The organism is Lysinibacillus agricola, assembly GCF_016638705.1.
Taxonomy (GTDB): domain Bacteria; phylum Bacillota; class Bacilli; order Bacillales_A; family Planococcaceae; genus Lysinibacillus; species Lysinibacillus agricola.
Map to the genome: position 1 here is coordinate 2,716,496 of NZ_CP067341.1, position 21,480 is coordinate 2,737,975.

The 21,480-nt window shown below is 36.9% G+C and carries 19 protein-coding genes, 1 pseudogene and 1 other annotated feature; of the genes and pseudogenes, 17 read left to right on the top strand and 3 right to left on the bottom strand.

What is annotated here, in order from left to right; all coding sequences use genetic code 11:
* Window positions 1–86: 86 nt before the first annotated feature.
* Window positions 87–581 (top strand): annotated as a pseudogene (locus tag FJQ98_RS13075) (DUF4158 domain-containing protein); the annotation flags it as partial.
* Between the two features lie 447 nt (window positions 582–1,028).
* The gene (locus FJQ98_RS13080) at window positions 1,029–1,577 is read left to right on the top strand and encodes a GNAT family N-acetyltransferase (protein ID WP_053593063.1); all 549 of its coding nucleotides are present in this window, start codon (window positions 1,029–1,031) and stop codon (window positions 1,575–1,577) included.
* Window positions 1,578–1,726: 149 nt separating this feature from the next.
* Here the strand turns inward: FJQ98_RS13080 and FJQ98_RS13085 are convergent, their stop codons facing one another.
* The 3 genes from FJQ98_RS13085 to FJQ98_RS13095 form a co-directional block, all read right to left on the bottom strand.
* On the bottom strand, window positions 1,727–2,581 hold the full coding sequence (locus tag FJQ98_RS13085; RefSeq protein WP_053593064.1) for a transglutaminase family protein: 855 nt from the start codon (window positions 2,579–2,581) through the stop codon (window positions 1,727–1,729).
* Between the two features lie 61 nt (window positions 2,582–2,642).
* Window positions 2,643–3,608 carry an alpha-E domain-containing protein gene (locus FJQ98_RS13090; protein WP_201406461.1) on the bottom strand — a complete coding sequence of 322 codons (966 nt, stop codon included), beginning with the start codon at window positions 3,606–3,608 and terminating at the stop codon, window positions 2,643–2,645.
* Window positions 3,562–5,052, bottom strand: coding sequence for a circularly permuted type 2 ATP-grasp protein (locus FJQ98_RS13095; protein ID WP_053593065.1), 1,491 nt, complete (start codon window positions 5,050–5,052; stop codon window positions 3,562–3,564). The genes FJQ98_RS13090 and FJQ98_RS13095 overlap by 47 nt, the downstream gene beginning before the upstream one ends.
* A gap of 174 nt (window positions 5,053–5,226) precedes the next feature.
* On the opposite strand from FJQ98_RS13095, the gene FJQ98_RS13100 reads away from it, so the two are divergent.
* From FJQ98_RS13100 to FJQ98_RS13170, 15 genes are all read left to right on the top strand, one after another.
* Entirely contained in the window at window positions 5,227–5,640 is a 414-nt protein-coding gene (locus FJQ98_RS13100; protein ID WP_053593066.1) for a hypothetical protein, read from the top strand.
* Window positions 5,641–6,042: 402 nt separating this feature from the next.
* Window positions 6,043–7,005 (top strand): tyrosine recombinase XerC, encoded by a 963-nt coding sequence (locus FJQ98_RS13105; RefSeq protein WP_053593067.1) that lies wholly within the window; start codon window positions 6,043–6,045, stop codon window positions 7,003–7,005.
* 117 nt (window positions 7,006–7,122) lie between these two features.
* Window positions 7,123–7,653 carry a DinB family protein gene (locus tag FJQ98_RS13110; RefSeq protein ID WP_053593068.1) on the top strand — a complete coding sequence of 177 codons (531 nt, stop codon included), beginning with the start codon at window positions 7,123–7,125 and terminating at the stop codon, window positions 7,651–7,653.
* A 191-nt stretch (window positions 7,654–7,844) separates the two neighbouring features.
* Window positions 7,845–8,063: a hypothetical protein gene (locus FJQ98_RS13115; protein ID WP_053593069.1), complete on the top strand. Its 219-nt coding sequence runs from the start codon at window positions 7,845–7,847 to the stop codon at window positions 8,061–8,063.
* 197 nt (window positions 8,064–8,260) lie between these two features.
* Complete coding sequence (locus FJQ98_RS13120; RefSeq protein WP_053593070.1) at window positions 8,261–8,410, top strand: hypothetical protein; 150 nt, start codon at window positions 8,261–8,263, stop codon at window positions 8,408–8,410.
* A 199-nt stretch (window positions 8,411–8,609) separates the two neighbouring features.
* A complete protein-coding gene (locus FJQ98_RS13125) occupies window positions 8,610–8,762 on the top strand; it encodes a hypothetical protein (RefSeq protein WP_053593071.1) in 153 nt (50 codons plus the stop codon).
* A 1-nt stretch (window position 8,763) separates the two neighbouring features.
* Complete coding sequence (locus FJQ98_RS13130; protein ID WP_053593072.1) at window positions 8,764–8,934, top strand: hypothetical protein; 171 nt, start codon at window positions 8,764–8,766, stop codon at window positions 8,932–8,934.
* Window positions 8,935–9,316: 382 nt separating this feature from the next.
* Window positions 9,317–11,020, top strand: a complete 1,704-nt coding sequence (locus FJQ98_RS13135) for a putative bifunctional diguanylate cyclase/phosphodiesterase (RefSeq protein ID WP_053593073.1) — start codon at window positions 9,317–9,319, stop codon at window positions 11,018–11,020.
* A gap of 338 nt (window positions 11,021–11,358) precedes the next feature.
* Complete coding sequence (locus tag FJQ98_RS13140; protein WP_143114596.1) at window positions 11,359–11,574, top strand: hypothetical protein; 216 nt, start codon at window positions 11,359–11,361, stop codon at window positions 11,572–11,574.
* Window positions 11,575–12,306: 732 nt separating this feature from the next.
* The gene (locus FJQ98_RS13145) at window positions 12,307–13,590 is read left to right on the top strand and encodes a transposase (RefSeq protein ID WP_246494211.1); all 1,284 of its coding nucleotides are present in this window, start codon (window positions 12,307–12,309) and stop codon (window positions 13,588–13,590) included.
* Between the two features lie 574 nt (window positions 13,591–14,164).
* A complete protein-coding gene (gene rsgA, locus FJQ98_RS13150; RefSeq protein WP_082340370.1) occupies window positions 14,165–15,232 on the top strand; it encodes a ribosome small subunit-dependent GTPase A in 1,068 nt (355 codons plus the stop codon).
* The gene (locus tag FJQ98_RS13155; protein ID WP_201406462.1) at window positions 15,229–16,245 is read left to right on the top strand and encodes an aminoglycoside phosphotransferase family protein; all 1,017 of its coding nucleotides are present in this window, start codon (window positions 15,229–15,231) and stop codon (window positions 16,243–16,245) included. The genes rsgA and FJQ98_RS13155 overlap by 4 nt, the downstream gene beginning before the upstream one ends.
* Before the next feature lie 227 nt (window positions 16,246–16,472).
* Window positions 16,473–16,692: a binding site (T-box leader), on the top strand.
* A 60-nt stretch (window positions 16,693–16,752) separates the two neighbouring features.
* Window positions 16,753–18,189 carry a proline--tRNA ligase gene (gene proS, locus FJQ98_RS13160; RefSeq protein ID WP_201406463.1) on the top strand — a complete coding sequence of 479 codons (1,437 nt, stop codon included), beginning with the start codon at window positions 16,753–16,755 and terminating at the stop codon, window positions 18,187–18,189.
* A 293-nt stretch (window positions 18,190–18,482) separates the two neighbouring features.
* The gene (locus tag FJQ98_RS13165) at window positions 18,483–19,004 is read left to right on the top strand and encodes a CbrC family protein (RefSeq protein WP_053596639.1); all 522 of its coding nucleotides are present in this window, start codon (window positions 18,483–18,485) and stop codon (window positions 19,002–19,004) included.
* Between the two features lie 602 nt (window positions 19,005–19,606).
* The gene (locus FJQ98_RS13170; protein ID WP_053596640.1) at window positions 19,607–21,289 is read left to right on the top strand and encodes a DUF6138 family protein; all 1,683 of its coding nucleotides are present in this window, start codon (window positions 19,607–19,609) and stop codon (window positions 21,287–21,289) included.
* Window positions 21,290–21,480 lie beyond the last annotated feature (191 nt).

A 21,480-nucleotide genomic window follows, 5' to 3' on the forward strand; every position in this document is an offset into this window, starting at 1 on the left:
CTCTTAACATATGAATTTTATCAGTCTCTTACACTTGTATCAATAGACTAATAAATTGAAAAATTACAGAAATGGGATGATACTTAATGAAAATTGCGAGAGGTAGGGAATTGCTTACATCAGAACAGAGACAGGCTCTTATGCAAATTCCTGAAGATGAGTGGGTACTAGCAACCTACTATACTTTATCGAAACGGGATTTAGAAATTATAAATAAGCGGAGGAGAGAAGAAAACCGTTTAGGATTCGCCATTCAATTAGCTGTTCTTCGGTATCCCGGTTGGCCATACACTTATATCAAAAGTATCCCAGATTCAGTCATACATTATATATCGAAACAAATCGGTGCCACTCCTTTTTCGCTTAGTCTTTATCCCCAAAGAGAAAATACACTTTGGAATCATTTAAAAGAAATTCGTAATGAATACGACTTTGTAACTTTTACTCTAAAAGAATATCGAATGACATTTAAGCATCTTCATCAATTAGCTCTTGAAAATGGTGATGCTATTCATCTACTTCATGAATGCATTGATTTTCTAAGAAAAGACAAAATCATATTGCCTGCTATTGAAGAATTATTGCACCATATGTCACCTCTAGGTTGGAAACATATTAATTTACTTGGAGAATACCATTTTAATTCAGAAAAAATGGTCTCGTTAGATTCTTTAAGACCATTGAAACTTTCTTAACGTTGTTAAAAATGGAGGAATCGGCTTGAAAATGGGCTTAGCGTTGTAAATCCGCATTTTCCTGACGGTACCCCTAAAAGACTTTAAGGAGGGGACATTAACTCTACCTGAATATATGAAAGGGACAATTAATTATTCTATATAAAAAGGACATATTTCTTGTGGAAGTTAGCGCCTGAATTTTAACGTATAATTTAACCTCATTTAAGTACACTTCCTTCAATAAAGCTCTGCTACTTGATTTAGAAAATACTAGTTTAATAAGAAGGAGATTATTTTCTACTATCGAATATTCTATATAAGAATAGATATATTTCTAGATGAGGTGTTCGATTGAATAAAATTAGAACGGAAACTGAAAGATTAGTTATTCGATTTCTTGAAGAAGGAGATTATTCTTCTTGGCTTATCCAATATGAAAATCGTTTACCTTCTCAACATAAATACGATGAAGGTAAATTAGATATGAGCATCTGTACGCAAGAATGGTTTCGTGATTTAGTTACTAAACATCATCAGATGGCTGAGGATGACAAGGTCTATGTATTTGGAGTGTTTAGAAAAGAAGATCATACTCATATTGGATTTATAGACTTTTCGACAATTATGAGGGAAGAATTTCAATGGGCAAGGTTCGGATATACAATTCATAACCACTTTTGGAGAAAAGGTTATGGGCAAGAGGCTGTAAAAGCAGCCATTGATCTAGCGTTTGAAAAATTAAACTATCATCGAATAGAAGCTCACATAAACCTTGATAATATAGCATCTATAAAGTTAGCAGAAAGTGTTGGAATGGTTTATGAATGCACGAGGAAAGGATTCATATACGAGAACGACAAATGGACTGATCATCTAGTTTACTTTATAAACGCAAAGTAAGTTTATAAGTAGACAAGAACGATGATGTTTCTGGTATACATTCTCTTAAGAAGAAAAATTTTAAAAAACAATAGATCATAATAACCCCCCTGATTCTTCTACATAGCGTAGAAAAATCAGGGGTTTAATTTAAACCATTGCACGTTTTATTACAAATGATTCAATGCTTTGACACTCACTTTAACTGTTAAATCATGCTTTCCACCGGAATAAACACCTTCAACCGGGCTTATATCAGAATAGTCACGGCCAATGCATAAAATAATGTGATGTTCTAATACTTCTACATTATTAGTTGGATCGAGACCAATCCAGCCGATTCCTGGTATCATAACTTCTACCCAAGCATGGGTTGCAATATCACCGATCAAGGCAGAGTTTTCGTCGACGTATAAATAACCGCTCACATAGCGCGCTGGAATTCCTTTAGCTCTTAGCACCGCAAGCATGACATGTGTGAAATCCTGACAAACACCTCGCTTAAGGGCGAAGGCTTCACTTGCCGTTGTCGTTACGTCGGTTGCACCCGGATCATATTCAAAAGTCGAGTATAAATATTGCATTAAATTTAATGAAAATAGTACAGGATTTTCAGCATGACCAATGGCATGATACACTTCCTCTAACTGATTGTCTGTCATATACGTAAATTGTGTAAACTTTAAATAGGGTAAATAATGCTCATAAAACAATTGCGAGTGAAAGATGGTCTGCATCTCTGGTGAATATTGAATACGATGAATAAATGGTGCACGTTGAATGCTGACAATAGAGGTCGTTTGAATTTCTAGTTCTTGATGCTGCTCTGGTATATAAAAAGTGCCAACCGTATTGCCCCATATATCTGTATGCTCACGCGTTAAAGATGAAGGTGTAATGGCAATGCGATAGGATAATAAGCGCTGACGCTCATCGCCTCTTGGCTTTAAGCGGATTGTATTTAAGCTTTGATCGACTTCAGACTCATATTGAAAAATATTAGTATGTTGAATTTCAAATTTCATTGTGTCCGCTTCCTTTGAATTACTGACTTGCTTGTTGAAAGGGAGCTGTCGTTGATTCCTTTCAAGGTTGTACGCTGGGTTCATATAAATGATAAATTGTTGAAAATGTATTGCCAAAATCAATACATTGACACAATCTTTCCTCCATTAATAAAATCGTTTCTTCTAATGTACTATTCCATACATCTACATTCAATATGGCAAATAATAAACTTTTTAATGGGGCATGAAGCTCTAAAAATTTTGCTGAAAGAGGATCGTTTTCTAAACAAATAAATGCTTCTTCTAATTTTTGTAAGCAAAACATTACCGAACGTGGGAAATGCTTATCCTGTAATAAATATTGAAGTACACACTGTAAGTTGGTTTGGCGATGCTTTTGTAAATAAGACTCCGTCGCCTCTGATAAATCGAGTAAAAACGAACCGTCCGCTTCTACTAAGGAGATGGCTATTTCTTTATGTTGCTCCAGTATAATTAAAGCCATACGAATCGTTTTTTCTGTACGCTCTAACCATTTCCCAACTTGCATGAAATAAAAGGGTACATCTCGATCCATCGAGCCTTCGATAAGTCCGGTAACCGTCAAAGAAGTTTTACGAACGTTTTTGTAAAAAGAGTTAAGAACGATAAGTGGAATGGGTCTTTCACGTTCCAATATGTCTTGCTGTAAGGATAAATAAAAGGCGTTTTGCAATTCCCAAAGCTCAATGGGGATGCTATCTCGAGTTACACGCGCATTTTCTCTAACGGCACGTAAAGTAGCATGAAGGGCGTTCCCATTATTAGTAGAAAAGAGTAGATATTCAATAAGTGGATTAACTCGAATCGACTCATATAAGGTCAAGTACTCTTCCTTCGAGGCGCATATATTCAACACCGCTTCCCAATGATCGATGTATTCATTTTCTTTGCCAGATTGCTCCAACATATTCAACAGCTGTACTTGTAATATATGTGCATTCGATTGTGATCGTTCACTATATCGTGCCATCCAGTATAGTGCATCGGCTACTCGACTTAGCATACTGCAATTCCTCCTTTAATATCCACGTATCTTTTGCTCCTCCACCCTGTGAAGAATTCACGACTAAAGATCCTTCTTTTAATGCTACACGCGATAAACCACCAGGAAGCACATAAATATCCTCACCCTTCATCACATATACACGCAAATCGACATGACAGGGATAGAATCTCCCATCCTGGAAAGCTGGTGCTCTAGACAGACTAATCGTTGGCTGTGCAATGTATTGATGCGGGTTTTCCATAATTTTTTCCTTATAAATAGCGATTTCTTCATCACTCGCATGCGGACCAATTAGCATATCATAGCCACCAGAGGCACTAACATTTTTAATGACAAGCTCGCTCATATGTTCAAGAACCCAATCTAGCTGCCAATCATCAGCTAGATGATAAGTCTTCACATTACGTAAAATAGGCTCCTCTTTCAAATAGTAGCGGATCATATCCGGTACATAGGCATACATCGCTTTATCATCAGCAACACCGTTACCAACTGCATTTAAAATAGCAATATTTCCAGCTTTATAAGCATCGATAATATGAGGAACTCCGAGTAAAGAATCTTTACGAAAAACAACAGGATCTAGGAAATCATCATCAATTCGACGATAAATAATATCAATTTGCTCTAAACCATAGATTGTTTTCATATACACTTTATCGTCTTGGACAACTACATCATGCCCTTCGACAAGTTGAATATTGAGCTGTTGTGCTAAAAAAACATGATCGTAATAGGCTGAATTATACATGCCAGCTGTTAAGAGGACAGCTTTAGGTTCTCTATCTGGCTCCATACAAGGTGGCCGATGAGCAAGGAGTGCCTTCTTCATAAAGGTCATTTGTTTGTCGAGTGACTGGATCGAATGTTTAGAGAAAAATTCAGGATACACTTCCTTCATCACAGATCGATTTTGAAAAACATAGGAAATACCTGAAGGATTGCGTAAATTATCTTCTAACACGTAGTAAACACCATTTTCATCACGAATTAAATCGATACCAGCTAAAAAAATATGATTATCAATAGGTACTTTTACACCAAGCATTTCTTTATAAAAATACGGATTGTTTTCAATGAGCTGCTTCGGAATAAGCCCATCCTCAAAAATAGATTGTTCATGGTAGACATCATGTAGAAAGCAATTTAAGGCTTTCACACGTTGCTTCATCCCAGCTTCAATTTCTTGCCACTGTTCATGTGGAATAATAATAGGAATAAAATCAAAGGGCATTGTCCGTTCTGTTCCACCTTGTGCTCCATATACGGTAAATGTAATGCCTTGTTTAAGGAATCTAGATTGTGCTTGCTGATATTTTTCCGCTAATTGATCCTTTGTGAAAGCATTGAGCTTATGGTGGAAAGACCGATAATGAGGCTTCGGTTGATTGCCATCTAACATTTCATCAAAAAACAAACCAGATTCGTAAAACTTCATCATATGGATCGCCCTCCGAATTTAAGTAGTAGAGAAAACGTGTTACACTAAATATGAATCAATTTCGCCTTGGCGTAATTGAAGTAAATGGGTACCAATTGAAAAGGAACCACATTCGCATTCACCTCATTACTATAAGAGGAATGAAGATAAATACATATAAAAGGAGCTAATAAAATGACAATCATTAATTTAATGCAAGCTTATGAGCTAGACAAGCTTTCGAAATTAGATTTTACTAATGAGGAGATTGTGCGCACATTGCAAACAGGGGATTTATCAGTTTGGCAGGAAAAAGTACCAAACTATGAATTTTCCGAAACAATGGCACTTTATCAAGAAGGGGAACAATTATTTTTGGACGCTCTGCATGGTAACTACCGTATCAAATATGTAACTTTGCCAGGCATTCAACGTTTACTGTATCTTCGTTTCCAATTAGCAGAAGGTAAGGATTATCAATTATTAGAAACAGGCATCCAACATTTAACTTGTAATGAGGAAACAATCGAGAAGCTTCATCATATGCTATCAACAAATTGGTCTCTAGCAAAACAAGTAGATGGGACGTATAGTATCTTTATCTCGTAAACGGATTTTGTCCTAGCTTAATTGACGCTTCGCTTTCTCACGGGTAAACAATGCGCCCAAAATGACAAAAGCCAAATAATTCCACGCGCGTTGTGAGAAGAATCGACATGTATAGTTACCCACCTTTCCATTTTTCAAATCGTCTCACAGCACATAGTTCATTTAGTCCACTAGATTTAAATATTCATTTTTTTTGCGCTTTATGCCTAAAAAGTGAAATTTCCAAAAAAAACTTTAAAAAAGGTGATTTTTCTTTCTAAAAGAGAATCATCTTTTTTTGTTATCAAAAAAAGAACATGCGTTCCGTTAAGTAAAAAAAGATCTTTTATTTCACCATAAAGTTCCCAAATTTATATTTGGGAACGTTTTTTATGGTAAAATAGAGCAAATAGAGGTGATTTTATGGAAAAAACCAAGCTTCCTAAAATAATGAGAGACTTCCTTGTCTATTTAACGACGATTAAAGGGAAGTCTCATCGCACAAGAAAAGAATACGAATATGATTTGACATTATTCTTCCGTTTCTACATAGCCATTCAGAATGATCTTGATAGTTCAGATATAACGAAAATAGATATTTCTACCATTACAATACAAGAAATTCGTGAAATGACACTGGAGGATCTATATTTATTTATGGAGTATTGCGAGATGCAGCGCGGAAATTCTGCATCTGCGAGAGCACGTAAGGTTGCAACGTTGAAATCATTTTTTAAATACCTTAAAGGGAAACGCCGGCTTATTGAGGAAAATCCGGCTGATGAATTAGAAACACCAAAAATAGGACGAAAAAAACCTATCTATATGAATATTGAAGAAGCCACACAATTTATCGATGGCATCCAGCCAAATCGTGCTTCACCAAGAAATTATTGTATGATGATGTTTTTCTTAAATTTAGGGATTCGTGTAACAGAGCTTTGTCAGATAAATAGATCATCTATACAAGGGCGCTACTTAACGGTCGTAGGTAAAGGCAATAAGGAACGGACAGTTTACTTGAATGATAGCTGTATGCAGGCACTTGCAGACTATGAAAATAGTGGAAAGACAACATATAAAGGCGAGGGAGAGGAGCCTCTTTTTGTCTCACAAAAGGGAACACGCTTTACACGTCAAACCGTTGCAAAAATCGTTAAACAAATTAATCAACAATCTGGACTCCAAAAAGAACGACTGACGCCACATAAATTACGACATACATCTGCAACAATGATGTATAAATCTGGGGCAGATATTCGAAGTCTTCAGCATATTCTGGGTCACTCAAGTGTTGCAACGACACAAATCTATACACATATTGAAGATGAAGAGCTGCAGCATGTACTCGAAAATAATCCATTCAATATTGTTCGAGCAAGATAATTTTTACGACGATTTTCAAAATTATAGAGGAAATTTACTTCATCTATAGAATACTTTACATTGTATAGAGCATATACAGAATAGGAATCAAAAATCGTTTGGTAAGGGGAGTAGCTTATGAATCAATTAATAAACGACCATCTATGCGAAACAAGAAATAACTTAGTAGAGGAGATTAAATCATTAAGTGATACTCAATTCAACGCTAAGCCTGATACAAACAGTTGGAGTATAGCACAGGTTTGCCATCACTTAGTTTTAGTGGAGGAATCTTCAGTTAAAGCGATTGCATGGGGATTAAAACAAGTAGATAATAAACAAACGGAACGAAAAAATGTTCAACTTATTGTAGATAGAACAAAGAAAATTACAGCACCAAAAATTGTTGAACCAGCTGAAGACTTTTTTACAGTTCAGCAAATCATTGAGTTGCTAGACGATTCAAGAAAAAAATTAACAACTTTCCTTGATACAATCGAAGATCCATCCATATTAGTGGAAAAATCCGTGAAGCATCCTGCTATTGGTGAATTACCTCTTGATCAATGGGTAGAACAAATTCATTTTCATGAACAACGACATATTGGACAAATAAAAGAAATCAAAGATTCATCAAAGTTGAGCACTAATGAACTTCCTGGAGACTAAATACAAAGAATGGAAAAAAAGCAAAGCACGACATTGGAGAAAGACAATAAACCTGTTGTCGTAGATATCAGCAATACGAAGAAAGACGATGAATCAATAGGATCTTCGCACCCTGTTGAGATTAATGAAGAGGTATCGTCTCCCTCATAAGTAAATCATATTTTACTTATGAGGGAGGCTTTCCATTTAAAGTGTCCGTATCAAATACTGGAACAAAAAGTTTTTATTACAAAATTCAAAATATAGATAAAGAAACAAAAATTGTAAATAGTGTTTTAAAGGGTAACGAAAGTTTTGAAAAGGTATTTAAAGGATTTCCCAAAGGAGCTTATTTCATAACTTACCGTGTACAAGATGAAGAGCAATCAGTAGATATAAAACTAAAGGTAAAGGTAGAGTTACTTCCTTAATGTTTTTACTATTCGAAATGAACGAGAGCCATTGTTTTGATCAATCTTTTTCAAAACAATGGTTTTTGTTATGTCATTATATTAATGCTTCAAGGATATTTTTAATTGTAAAGCTTGACGAAATGAATCATCTGTTATATATTAATAAAAAATAACAACAACTGTTATAAAACAGTTTTGTTCTAGGAGGAATTTTAATGACAAAGTATCGTGATGGTTATGAATTTTATTGTGAGATGTGTGACCGCTATGGTTTGGAGCCAATTTCATTCCGCTATTATGTATTACAGTTATCACCGCAGCAACTTTCAACTTATAACATGCAAGCCAAACAATTAGGAGTTTAAAAGGTACTGTTAAAGGATGTGGTTATTACGGAAGCCAATGTGAATATTTTATGATAAGCCCAGCCATACTAATTTAAATGGACTGGGCTTTTCGTATATTTAATAGAAATATCAGATAATTTATTGACATAGCAAACCATCTGTTATATATTATTAACAAATAATAAATCTGTTATATAACAAGAAAAGAGGAATGCATATGGCACATTATAAATCCGGTTATGAATTTTACTTGAAAAAGTGTGAACAATTTGATTTAGAACCCATTAATTTCTATTATTATGTCAATCAATTATCACAAGAACAATTAGAACATTATAACGAAGCAGCGCAATTGAAAGGAAGTTATTAGGATGACAGATTATCGAGAAGGCTATGAATTTTATCGACAAGTATGTGAGAAACATGATTTAGAGCCAATAAATTTTCACTACTATATTTTAAACTTATCTCAGGAGCAACTAAATGCTTACAATGAACGAGCCAAAACATTGGGAGGTCAAATAGAATATGAAGTCTCTTAGCTTATAAAATGCCTTACTGCCTGTATGTGACAGTAAGGCATTTTTGGCGATATATCATATAATAACCGTAAAATTACAGTGAAATCATAAATTCTAAAGCTAAATAGGCTAAACATAACATAACATATAGAATAGAACTAAGGTAATTAAAATCTTTAGAAACTGTCTTTTTAAGTAAGTTAAAAGACCTTATTTTTTGTCCATTTTATCGAAAATTACCAAATATAGATTTGAAGGTTTTGACATTTGGGTTGAATTAACTGCTTTTCTAAGACTATAATATAATTACATAAAAAAGGGCGACATCCCACAACTTTTCACCTCGCTTTAATATAAAGCAAAAGTACCAAACCCTTCTTATTTTAATGAACGGAGAATGAAAATGATGAATATCACGCCTAGTAGTATCAATCAAGTTAACTACAGTCTGAAAGAATTACAAGATATCTTTTCTGCAATGAATAGTTCCATCATTGTAGCAATTACAGATCGAACTGGTAGAATCACGTTTGTTAATGATCATTTTTGCAAAATTTCTAAATATACTCGTGAGGAATTATTGGGACAGGATCACCGTTTACTCAATTCAGGATTCCATCCAAAATCTTTCTTTAGAGAGATGTGGAAAACTATAGGCAAGGGTGATATGTGGAATGGCGAGGTCTGTAATCGCGCGAAGGATGGTAGTCTTTACTGGGTGAAGACAACGGTTATTCCTTTTCTTGATGACAATGGCAAACCGTATCAATATATTGCTATACGAGTTGATATTACCGCCCAAAAGGATATAAAAAAGATAACCCATATTGCTTATCACGATGAATTAACGGGGCTACCAAATCGTCGTAAGTTAGAACAACGTTTAGAAAATGAATTCCATCAATCTCGACGTACAGGAGAAAAGTTTGCGTTATTATTCATTGATGTAAATCGTTTTAAAAACATTAACGATGGACTTGGTCATATCATCGGGGATATGTTCTTAGTGGAAATGGCGAATCGTCTACGGAACGTTGATTATACATCCAATTCCATCTACCGCCATAACAGTGATGAATTTGTTATTATACTAAACGATGTTGACCGAATTGAGGAAAAAGCCGAGGAAATAATCAGCGTCTTTAATAAGAGTTTTATTGTCGATACGTTTGAATTTTACGCAAGTATTAGTATTGGAATTAGTATTTTCCCAGATCATGCAAACTCTGTTGAGGAATTATTGAAAAATGCAGATATCGCTATGTATGCTGCGAAATCTACACGCGGTAATCAGTATCGCTTATATCGTCCAAATATGGAGGAAGTCAATGATAAATGGCTATTACTTGAAACAAAATTACATCAAGCGTTAAAAAAAGATGTTTTGGAATTACATTATCAACCCAAAATCAATTTAAAAACGAATAAAGTGATTGGTATGGAGGCCTTACTTCGCTGGCATGACCCTGATCTAGGTTATATGCCACCGGATCATTTTATTCCATTTGCTGAGGAATGTGGGCTCATTAATGATATCGGTGTATGGGTGTTAAGAAAAGCATCTGCACAGGTAAGGGCTTGGAATCAGGTACATAATTTAAACTTACGAGTGGCCGTGAACATTTCTCCGATTCATATTAGTACAACAGGCTTTGTTGACATGATACATGAAGTTATTGCAGAAACAAACATAGATCCGCACTTCTTAGAAATTGAAATTACAGAAATGAGTATGCTAGATTATACGGAAGACTTAATTAATACAATCAAACAATTAAGAGCACTTGGTATTACGATTTCATTAGATGATTTTGGAACTGGTTATTCATCGCTGAATTACTTAAAGACATTCCCGGTAGATGTTTTAAAAATAGATCGTGCATTTGTTCGTGATATTGTGCCTGAAAAATCAGGCATTGCTATGATTTCAGCTATGATCTCTTTAGCACATGCCTTAAATCTGCAAGTAGTAGCTGAAGGTGTAGAGGAAGAAGCCGAATTAAACGTGCTGCGTGAACATGGCTGCGAGTACGTACAGGGCTATTATTTCAGTAAGCCGTTATCGGTAGAGGACTTTACGAAGCTAATAGTTGATAGTAACATGTAGTTAAAATGGGGGATCTTGTCTTTAGTTTAGGACGAGATCCTCTAAGTGTTTACGGTTACTTTATGACAAACCCAGTACACATAGCCAGTCCAATCTCCATTAGGTGCTCAATCCTTCGAACCTATTATAATTTTTGTTTCGCCTATAAATCTAACAGAACAATGGAAACGCCCACCCAAGTAGTTTTTTACGCGAACTAATTTTTGAAGATAAATGGAAAATTTACGCTAAAATGTTTTATAGATTATTAACGTCAATTGGGGGAGCGGTGACTTGAAGAAAAAAGTAATAATTATTGTTTCTTTGTTGTAATTATACTGTTGCATTCAACACTAATTATGGCATTAAGAACACATATATTTTTTATGGGTTATCCAAAAGCCGCAATTTCTTCAGGAATTATTGAAGATAAAGATAAATTTGCTGAATTAAATGCCAAAGCTTACACCCTAACAAATCCTCCAATAGAAAAAGCTACTCAGGGCGAATTAAGAAACTTTTTGGTGAGGAAATTTGGATTTTTACACTTTGCAGAATACTTAGGTGATACTTAATAACCTTCGTCAGTCAAACGGAGGCTTTGTATTATATATAGTTCAGCCAGAACTTTCTGGTTGAGCTTTTTTAATTTAATCGATCAGTAGCCAGGGTAGAACTTACGGAGGCGTGGGACATTGATCCCGTCGACTAAACTGCTCACCCCTACTTGTAGAATTATGTTTGAGGCTGGTTGGGACTTAGATCTCGCATCTCTTATAGTTTCTGTAATTGCATTGTCGTTTACTTTTACACAAAAAACTAAACGCAGGAAGCCACCTTCAAATCGAGAAAGAAGGTGGTTTTTATCATGTTTTATGCGATGGTTGGGGGATTGAGTTGTAGAGGTAGCTGACCGATAAAATTTGCTAATAACCAAATATTCTGTTGATTTCTCACAGAAGTGAGCTTCAAGAAGCCCACTTCTTCAGAGGTGGGAGGAATGAAGTACTTTTTCTTTATAGAACATATGTTTATATTGTATATTGTAAATAATCAAAAAAAGAAAGGAGTGACGGGTAATGACGAAAGGGAAGAAAGATTGTTTTATTATAGAACTCAAGTTACTTATAGATACATGGCAAAAGGATCTCCTATTAAAACGTTTTTGAAATTGCCCGTACACTCTATAATACAACTTTGTCTTATGCAGTAAAAACAATATACGTTCATGCAAGAATCAAAAACACTATCGAAAAACAATTACGTGGCTACCAAAAAAAGCGAAAAAAACGAATGATTCAAAAGAATTGAAGCAGACCGCAAAAGAATTAAATAACATTCGTCAATCTTTTGGATTAAGTGAATATCAACTGCATGCGTATATTAAAAAGCATCAACATAACTATAAAAAACATATAGATAGCAATACTTCTCAGAAAATCGCCTCTACTGTCTGGAGAGCGGTTCAAGATGTTCTATTTAAAGGGAGCAAAGCACACTTTAAACGATACGGAATGTTTCATTCTGTAGAAGGGAAATCTAATAAAGCAGGCATTCGATTTAAAGAGAATAGTGTCTTTTGGAATGGATTAATCCTTCCTGTCCGTATTCGTAAACAAGATTTGTTTGTAAAAGAATCCCTTGCCCTTCATACCATTAAATACTGTCGTCTAGTCAAAAAAGTGATTCGTGGAAAACATACTTTTTACGTACAACTTGTGATGGATGGGATTCCTCCTGCCAAGAGAATACCATCAACAGGAGCCTTTCGGCATGCCTATCAAAAACAAAAACGAGTAGGTATTGACATTGGTCCTTCTACTATTGCGATTGTTTCAGAAGAAACAGTTTTCATCCAACAACTTGCTCCAGAAGTACCTTTATTGGAGAAACAAAAAAGATGTTTGTTACGCAAGTTAGATAGAAGTCGTAGAAGTACCAATCCTAACAATTTCAAAAAGGATGGGACTATAAAACATGGCGTCAAACTCCGTTGGACATATAGTAAAAACTATCAAAAAACAAAAGAACAAGTAAAAGAATTATATAGAAAGAAAGCTTCCTACATCAAAGAAAAACATGGTGCGTTAGCAAATAAAATTTTGTCTCTTGGCGATGAGGTGTACATCGAAACCATGCATTTTAAAGGATTGGCAAAACGCGCAAAAGAAACAAAAACAACTATACAGGGCAAAATCCAATCCAAAAAGCGTTTTGGAAAAAGCATTGGGAATCATGCCCCTGCCATGCTAGTGGAAATCATCCATCAAAAATTAGGTTACACAAAGCAAACGATACAGAAAGTAAATACGATAACCTTTCGAGCCAGTCAGTATAACCATGTGACGGATCGTTATGAAAAGAAAAAACTCCATCAACGTTGGCGTCAAATTGGAAGTCATCTCGTACAACGAGATTTATATAGTGCGTTTTTACTGATGAATAGTGATCCAAATTTACAACAACCTAATCAAGACTTATGCAATAAAACGTTTACTACCTTTTTAGCGTTACACAATCAACATATAGAAGACTTGAAACAAGTAAAGAAAACATTCCCTCTTAGCATGGGTATCCAACAAATCAAGTGAGGGGTATTCCTCCGTAGGTAGAGCTACCTGCCTTCGTTAAAACTTATTGCCAACACAACATCGGTTGTGTAAATAAGAAAGTCTTATAGAACAGAAGATAAATCAAAGATGTTGTACACAGGACATGGCAACACCATCTGTGGAGAGCTTTGTAACGCTTCTCTTAAGTATATAAGAACCCCACTGCTTTAGCTGTGGGAGTAGTCAGAAAGGGTTATGGCACACTATAGGAGTGGAATTATATTCCAACTTTTTTCTGCGAAAGGAGATGTTTTTAATGACAACTTATATGGTATTGGTGGTTTTAACTTAACCGAATATCGGGCATAGTAAATTCCGATTTTTGAATATAACTTGGAATGAGCGCAAGCGGGAATATCACCCGTGTTTTTTGCTATGCCGTAAACAGTAACCTTTCGTGAATACTGCTGTTAGCGGGATACGATGAAGTTCGTATTCCTTTTTGATTATAGTCGACTTTTGGCTATTCACCGCGAAACAGCAGCTTCTTAGGAGGCTGCTTGTTCGCGGTATTTTTATGCCCAAAAACAACTTTTAGGAGAGGATCGGTTCAATGATTGATTTGAAACAATACGGCTATATCGAAGCCGAAACGCCGCCGATAGGTTTAATACCTGGAAGGGTTACTGAACTACAGCGAGAGCAATATACCGTCATCACCGAACAAGGAGAAGTGACGGCTGTATTGAAGGGCGCTTTCTACCACACTGCGGTGACTCGGGAAGATTTTCCGTGCGTTGGCGATTTTGTATTTCTGCAATACAACGAAAACGGTGCTTCGCGTATTGCCAAATTGCTGCCTCGCCGCTCGAAATTTTCCCGCGCTGACTATTCGGGACACGCAGTAGGGTATGTCAAAACCATACTGGAGCAAGTCGTTGCAACGAATTTTGATTACGTATTTATCGTGTCGTCCCTAAACTGGGATTTCAAGGTCAGCCGCATCATTCGCTACCTGACACAGGCACGGCAGAGCAGCAGCCAGCCTGTCGTAATCTTAACAAAGGCTGACTTGGCCCCGGATTTCAGCGCACCGTTAGCTGAAGTTCAGAAAGCAGCTCCTGATGTGCCAGTACACGCAGTTTCCAGCCACACCGGGAGTGGGTTAGATGGGTTGAGCGAATATCTGCAACCAGGAAAAACCGTGGTATTACTCGGCATGTCCGGTGTGGGAAAATCCTCATTGCTAAACGTCTTGATGAATCAGGAAGTGATGACTGTCAAGGCTATCCGCGAGGGCGACAGCCGGGGCCGGCACACAACAACGCATCGCCAGCTTTTCATGCTCCCTTCCGGTGCGATGGTTATTGATACGCCTGGTATGCGTGAACTTGGGCTGTTCGGTGCGGACGACGGGATCAGCGCCGGATTTAACGATGTGGAGGAATTATTCACACAGTGCCGCTTCAATGACTGCCGCCATCAGACGGAGCCGGGCTGCGCAGTTCTTACCGCCCTTGCCGATGGATCATTGGCACCAGAGCATTGGGAGCGTTACCTTGTACAGAAGCGGGAAAACAAGTTTGTGGAGGATAAATCGGGGGATCTCGTAGATAAACAGGCGTGGCAAAAGTCGATTGCCATGCGACATAAGGGTAAAAAGGGAGGATACAAGAAATGAACAACCATGATGAAAAGTTTGTAAAGCCCGAAATACTGGCGCTTGTTTTGAGTAAAATGCTCGACAAGACGATAATCCGCGCAGATTATCAACTTAAAGAGTTGCAAGGCGGGACAATAGGAGTTGTTCGGCTTGTAACAGGCATAGTTGAAACTTCTGATGGCGAAAATCTGCCGTATAAGATAGTTTGGAAAACACAGAAGAAATTTGAGCGTTATGGTGATCCGGATTCATGGCGTAGGGAATACGACCTCTATGTATCGGATTTCAAAAAGGTTTTCTCCGACTCGTTCCGGTGGCCGGAGTGTTATCACGCCGAAATAAATGGCGATGAGATTCAACTGTGGATGGAATATATTGATGGTGTGTCAGGCTTAAATCTAACCTCGGAAATGTATGAACGTATAGCCGAGGAATTGGGGCAATTTCAAGGCAAATTGTACACTGAGCGACCAAAAGCATTGCAGAATTTGTCCAATTTAAGCAAGGTTGAGTTTATGAAAAACCACTATCTGCGTTATCGGTCATGGAATGTTTTGTATGATTATATACGCTCCGATGACTGTGAAATCCCGAAGTACCTGTGTAAAATGCTCATAGACTTAGATAACAATGCGGACGAAATATTCAGTCGAATTGAAAAGCTACCAATAGTGCTTTGCCACAGAGATTTTTGGGTGGCAAACATATTCTATTCGGACAGTAAAATCGTACTTATCGATTGGGATACCGCCGGATGGGGGTACATGGGCGAGGATATCGCGAGTTTAATAACTGATGAAGCCGACGTCTGTCATATGATTGAATACTACCGAAAATGCATTCCGGCATATTACAGGTTTTTTTCGGAATATGCGGATGTGTCCCATGTATCCGAACATTGTATCTATGAACTAATTCTGGCTATGTTCGGATACAGGCTTGTGGAGTGGTATAAATTCGCTAAGTCGCCCGAAGATAAATCAAATCACCTTGATACCTTGCAAAAAATCCATGAGATGAGAAATATGTAGATAAATAACTTTTTTTATTTAAATTTAATCGATCAGTAGCCAGGGTAGAACGTACGGGGCGTGGGATGTTCCAATAGATCAGAAATATTTATGAATTTTGGCTAGTTAAAAGCAAACTTGGTCAGGGGAAAGTAAAGTAAATTTAATTTTCTGATATTTCCTGAAAAATAATCGTTTTTAATTAAATGTTTGAAATTATTTAACTGTTTTGCTAAAGTTATATAAAATATGAATTGATGATGTGGCCAAGTAAGTAAGAATCGTGAAACAGAGAATATAGCAATTGCTGAGAGCTATATCACCGCTTCTTATCTGAAACCTACCACGGAGATGTTATGCAAACATAACCGAGTCGTTTTCGTTACAAAACGTTTGAGGGTTTTAAGATTATCTTAAAACTAAATTCAAGGTGGTACCACGTTTATTCGGCACAAAGACGTCCTTATTTTAAGGACAGCTTTGTGCTTTTTATTTTTAATCAGAGAATACAAAAATGGAGGAAAGAACATGACAACACAACAAAATGATTTTTCAAAATGGTACATTGAGACAATCCAAAAGGCAGACTTAATGGATTATACACCAGTTCGTGGCTGTATCGCATTTAAACCAGACGGCTATGAAATTTGGGAACATATTCAGGAAGAAATGGACCGACGTTTTAAAGAAACAGGTCACCGCAACGCTTATTTCCCTATGCTAATCCTCGAATCCTTCTTCCAAAAGGAAAAAGAACATATCGAAGGTTTCTCACCTGAGCTTCCTTGGGTAACGGAGGCAGCGGGCGAGAAATTAGAAGAACGTTTAGCGCTTCGTCCGACCTCTGAAACGATGATTGGACATCTCTATTCGAATTGGATTAAAAGTTACCGTGATTTACCGGTCTTAATTAATCAATGGTCCAATGCCTTTCGTTGGGAAAAGAAAACACTTCCGTTCATTCGCACTTCTGAATTTTTATGGCAGGAGGGCCATACAGCACATATCGATGAAGAGGATGCACGAAAAGAAACAATGCAAATGTTAGCTATCTATAAGGAGGTAGTAGAAGGTTTACTTGCAATTCCTGTCTATGATGGACAAAAAACACCTTCCGAACGTTTTGCAGGTGCAGTTGATACATTTTCTATTGAAGCAATGATGAAAAATGGAAAGGCCGTACAAGCTGGGACCTCTCACTATTTAGGGACAAAGTTCGCTGAAGCCTTTGAAATAAAATATTTAAATAAAGCCAATCAGCATGAATATGTACACACAACATCGTGGGGTACTTCCACGCGATTAATTGGTTCAGTTATTATGGTTCACGGTGATGAACAGGGCCTTATTTTACCACCACGAATTGCACCAACCCAAGTTGTCTTAATACCTGTAGGTCCATGGAAAAAGAACCCTGAAATTATGGAGAAACTAGACGAGATTTATGCGGCCCTTAAGAAAAAAGGAATTCGAGTACGTCTTGATGATTCCGACCAATCACCAGGCTTTAAATTTAATGAATGGGAATTAAAAGGTGTACCAGTTCGAATTGAATTAGGACCACGTGACTTAGAAAACAATCAAGCATTGTTAAAAGCGCGAGATGAAGATGAGAAGCAATCAATTGACCTGGTTAATGTTGTTTCAGCAATTGAAGAAGAACTAACAACTATGCAAACTCGCTTATTTGAAAAAGCGCGCCAATTCCGCGATGCCAACGCTCATATAAATATAGATACACTTCAGCAATTACAGCAGCATATTAGTAGTTCCAAGGAAAACGGATCTATTCCTGGCTGGATCCTTGCTGGATGGTGTGGAGATGATGCTTGCGAGGAAAAAGTGAAAGAAGAGACTAAATTTACTTCTCGTAACATTCCGTTTAACCCACCAACTACGAAAACGTCTTGTATTTGCTGTGGCAATGAAGCAAAGCATACAGTTTGGTTTGCTCAGGCATATTAAAAAGAATAGTGTATAAAGGTGTTAAATTTTGCTTTCATACGCTAGTATTCAGCTTTTGTAATATCTCCATATTTCCAATCTATATACAGATTATCTGTGACGGCTGTTATTTTTTCTAACTCTTGTTGTTTAGTCTTGTATAAATGTATGTCGAGGCATACAAAATTTTTACATCCGTCATGGAATTACGCAATAAAAAAGGTCAGAGAAAATACGGCGCGATTAAATATTGGATTGACAAACCACAAAATGTAAAGCCATTATTGCCACGTGTCATTCAGGAGGAAGTGGAGATGAAAATACCATTACCAACATTTAAATATATACCGAATCCAATACAAGCGAATATTTTTAAAACGGGTGAATTAGTTGTTTGCGACTGCTGTGAGCAAGAAGTAGACATGTATTGTACAAAAGGCATTTATGCGATTGAAGAGGTGGAATATCTTTGTCCAAGCTGTATTCATAGTGGGCTGGCTGCGAAAAAATTTGATGGTCAATTTCAGCAAGATTTATTAAATTCCGAGCTTGTGAAGAATGATGACTATACAGATGAAGTGTTGCATCGAACACCCGGATATATTAGTTGGCAAGGAAATGATTGGGTAGCCCATTGCACGGATTATTGCGCATTTATTGATTATGTTGGCTGGCAAGAGCTAGTGGAGATGGGCATTACGGAGGAGTTTGAACATTTTAATGGTCATAGCAAAGAAGAGCTATCCGCTACTTTGCGTAATAATGGCTCGCATCAAGGTTATCTATTTCAATGCTTAGAATGTCAGCAATACATTCTGTATTCCGACTTTGATTAAATCTAGGTTATATTGTTGAAATATGGGGAAGTTGACCATAGCTCTGGAGAAACTGTACCAGAGCTACTACATTAGTTAGTGCGGAGAAATGACCAAGAAACAATAGATGAATTTCATGGAGAATATTTGTTTCATTTTAGGAAATACGCTTGTTTTATAGATTGGAAGGAGACATTTTCAAGCATCTGGATAGTCGGTAAGGCATCGATTTCCCCCTTGCGATAATCCTTGTTAATTGGCTGTTCAGGACGGACTATAGAAGAAAAGTTCATACACCGAACGAAAGAAACACTCGTTGATTTAGTTCATTAACGTTACAAGTAAATTGAAGGAAAAGAATATACTTAATGATGAATCGTCGGCATTTGTAAAAGAAGTCATAGTGATGCAAGGGGGACTGACTTTGCCGTCTAGTGATGAATTGATGAAAATTGAAATGTACGAATACAAGGATGGTCGTGGTTTTGGTGCAAAAAATAGGTACTTATAGTTTGATAATTAAGAAATCACGATTGTCCTTTTTTGTGAAGTGAATACAAATACTGACAAAATAGTAATTACGGAATTTTATATCAAAACATTCAAATGGGGGGGGAATGAATTTGTCACAGTATTTAGAACAATTTTTCGCGGATGTATGGCAGCAGTTAGAGCGCTTCTATCAGCAGGAAAACGACCGAATTAGTAAAATGAAAGACTGGAGCCAGCTCCATATAGGGGTTAATCATTATGTAAAGGTGAAATGGACATCAGAAAAATTGAATAAATTACAATGGGGAACCCCTCATTATGGAACGATTTCGATTTATACATACGAGCCATTTAGTTGGCATGATGATGCTTATAGGGTAGCAGCGGGCGATTACATGCAAGAGATAACAGACATCAACCAAATAGAAGAATTATTTTCCGCTTTATGTGCCAAAATAGATTCGGTTTTCCAATCCGATGAATATCATGCGAAACTTTTTGATTATCGCCTTCAACTTATATTGGAATTTGAGCACGAGGGGCGTGAGATTTGCTATCAAAAAGAGCTATTAAATAACGACAAGTTCACATTAGCGAAACAAACGTTAGCTTCTTTTATTGAAACAAAAGTGATGGCTGATTTGCCTGGATGTCCTGCTAAGAAAGATGGATTTTTCTTTGCACGTTGCCTAGTCAATCCACATTTTTTCCATCAGAGCGTAGCTGATATCGATCCATTAGTGCAACGGTTATTGGTGAAGTATAGCGGGAATGAAGAACGCTTAAACCAGTGGATTTATGATTATACATTGGCATTTAAAGCTTGGGCAGAGGAGTATATTTTATCGGTTTATTTTGAGGAGACAGGAGAATATGAAACGAAATGGATACTAAACTCAGAGGCAAGACCTAAGCAAACGGAGTTAGAGTTCTTCGTTTATATTGCCTTACAAACCGGATCTAAAGAACCTGATACACGTAAGCAATATCTTGAATTGGCGCAGCAACTTGGCTCACAAGAGGCGGAGGACTATTTACAAAATGGCAGTGATCATTATGAACATAGAAGGAAAAGTGCGCGCTTTCAAGGAGCAGCCAATGATATTCGAAAATTCATTTCAATTCACATCATTGTTGAGGAAGAAGAAGCCTATCGTGAAGCGTTGCATTACATCATCGATTTGTTACAAGCGGGCTTTGTCAAAGGCTATAGCTTACAGTTAGAGAGTCAGGAAGAAAACTATTTACCGATTCAAAGCCTTGCGAAAACTGAGCTGCATCAATTTTTTGCAAATTGCCTTGCGTATCCAAACCTATTCCCATTGATTGCCGACTATGCAAAAGTGGCAATGGAGGAATATGCATGGTATGAGGACGTGGAGCCTAGCGAGCTATCCGCTATGCCTGGAACATATGCTGTATTTGGTTTAGGGCTTTTTAGCGATGCTTATTTTCCCCTTGTGCAAAGCTATATGTCACTTGTTGATTCAGAGCACCAGCTTGTACAAAATAACTATGCAGAAGCTTTACTTACCATGCACGATCTATCAGTGGAACGGATGCCTGTACTGATTGACATTTTACTTAGCGCAAATGAGGGGGAGCTCGAGCAGTTAAAAGGAATTCACATTGATAAACTGGAATTGCTAGCTGAATTGATACATCAACTGGAGAACAAAGAAGATTACCAACGTAGCTATGTATTATATCAAATTTTTGGTAGTATGGAGGATCTAGCACAGCGCATTGAAAAAGAATCAGCGCCAATCCAAGAAATGCTAGAAAAATTAGTAGGTTGGATGGAAGATTACTAATTGGTTAGCTTTCCTTAATTCTTTAAAGAGCAAGACTTCCCTATAAAGTAGGAAGTGCAATGTTAAAGGCCGAGCTAACAGTTTTGTTCATGAAATGAAGGAAAGTTACAACGAGGCGATTTACCCAATGTCGAAGGGAGTCCTTTTTCATGAGAAAAACCGTACTTGCAGATGTTTTAGGTTTGACCGTT

Coding starts and splice junctions, on each gene's coding strand:
- FJQ98_RS13085 (WP_053593064.1), bottom strand. CDS start 2,581: ATGAAATTTGAAATTCAACATACTAATATTTTTCAATATGAGTCTGAA.
- FJQ98_RS13090 (WP_201406461.1), bottom strand. CDS start 3,608: ATGCTAAGTCGAGTAGCCGATGCACTATACTGGATGGCACGATATAGT.
- FJQ98_RS13095 (WP_053593065.1), bottom strand. CDS start 5,052: ATGATGAAGTTTTACGAATCTGGTTTGTTTTTTGATGAAATGTTAGAT.
- FJQ98_RS13100 (WP_053593066.1), top strand. CDS start 5,227: ATGACAATCATTAATTTAATGCAAGCTTATGAGCTAGACAAGCTTTCG.
- FJQ98_RS13105 (WP_053593067.1), top strand. CDS start 6,043: ATGGAAAAAACCAAGCTTCCTAAAATAATGAGAGACTTCCTTGTCTAT.
- FJQ98_RS13110 (WP_053593068.1), top strand. CDS start 7,123: ATGAATCAATTAATAAACGACCATCTATGCGAAACAAGAAATAACTTA.
- FJQ98_RS13120 (WP_053593070.1), top strand. CDS start 8,261: ATGACAAAGTATCGTGATGGTTATGAATTTTATTGTGAGATGTGTGAC.
- FJQ98_RS13125 (WP_053593071.1), top strand. CDS start 8,610: ATGGCACATTATAAATCCGGTTATGAATTTTACTTGAAAAAGTGTGAA.
- FJQ98_RS13130 (WP_053593072.1), top strand. CDS start 8,764: ATGACAGATTATCGAGAAGGCTATGAATTTTATCGACAAGTATGTGAG.
- FJQ98_RS13135 (WP_053593073.1), top strand. CDS start 9,317: ATGATGAATATCACGCCTAGTAGTATCAATCAAGTTAACTACAGTCTG.
- FJQ98_RS13140 (WP_143114596.1), top strand. CDS start 11,359: ATGGCATTAAGAACACATATATTTTTTATGGGTTATCCAAAAGCCGCA.
- rsgA (WP_082340370.1), top strand. CDS start 14,165: ATGATTGATTTGAAACAATACGGCTATATCGAAGCCGAAACGCCGCCG.
- FJQ98_RS13155 (WP_201406462.1), top strand. CDS start 15,229: ATGAACAACCATGATGAAAAGTTTGTAAAGCCCGAAATACTGGCGCTT.
- proS (WP_201406463.1), top strand. CDS start 16,753: ATGACAACACAACAAAATGATTTTTCAAAATGGTACATTGAGACAATC.
- FJQ98_RS13165 (WP_053596639.1), top strand. CDS start 18,483: ATGAAAATACCATTACCAACATTTAAATATATACCGAATCCAATACAA.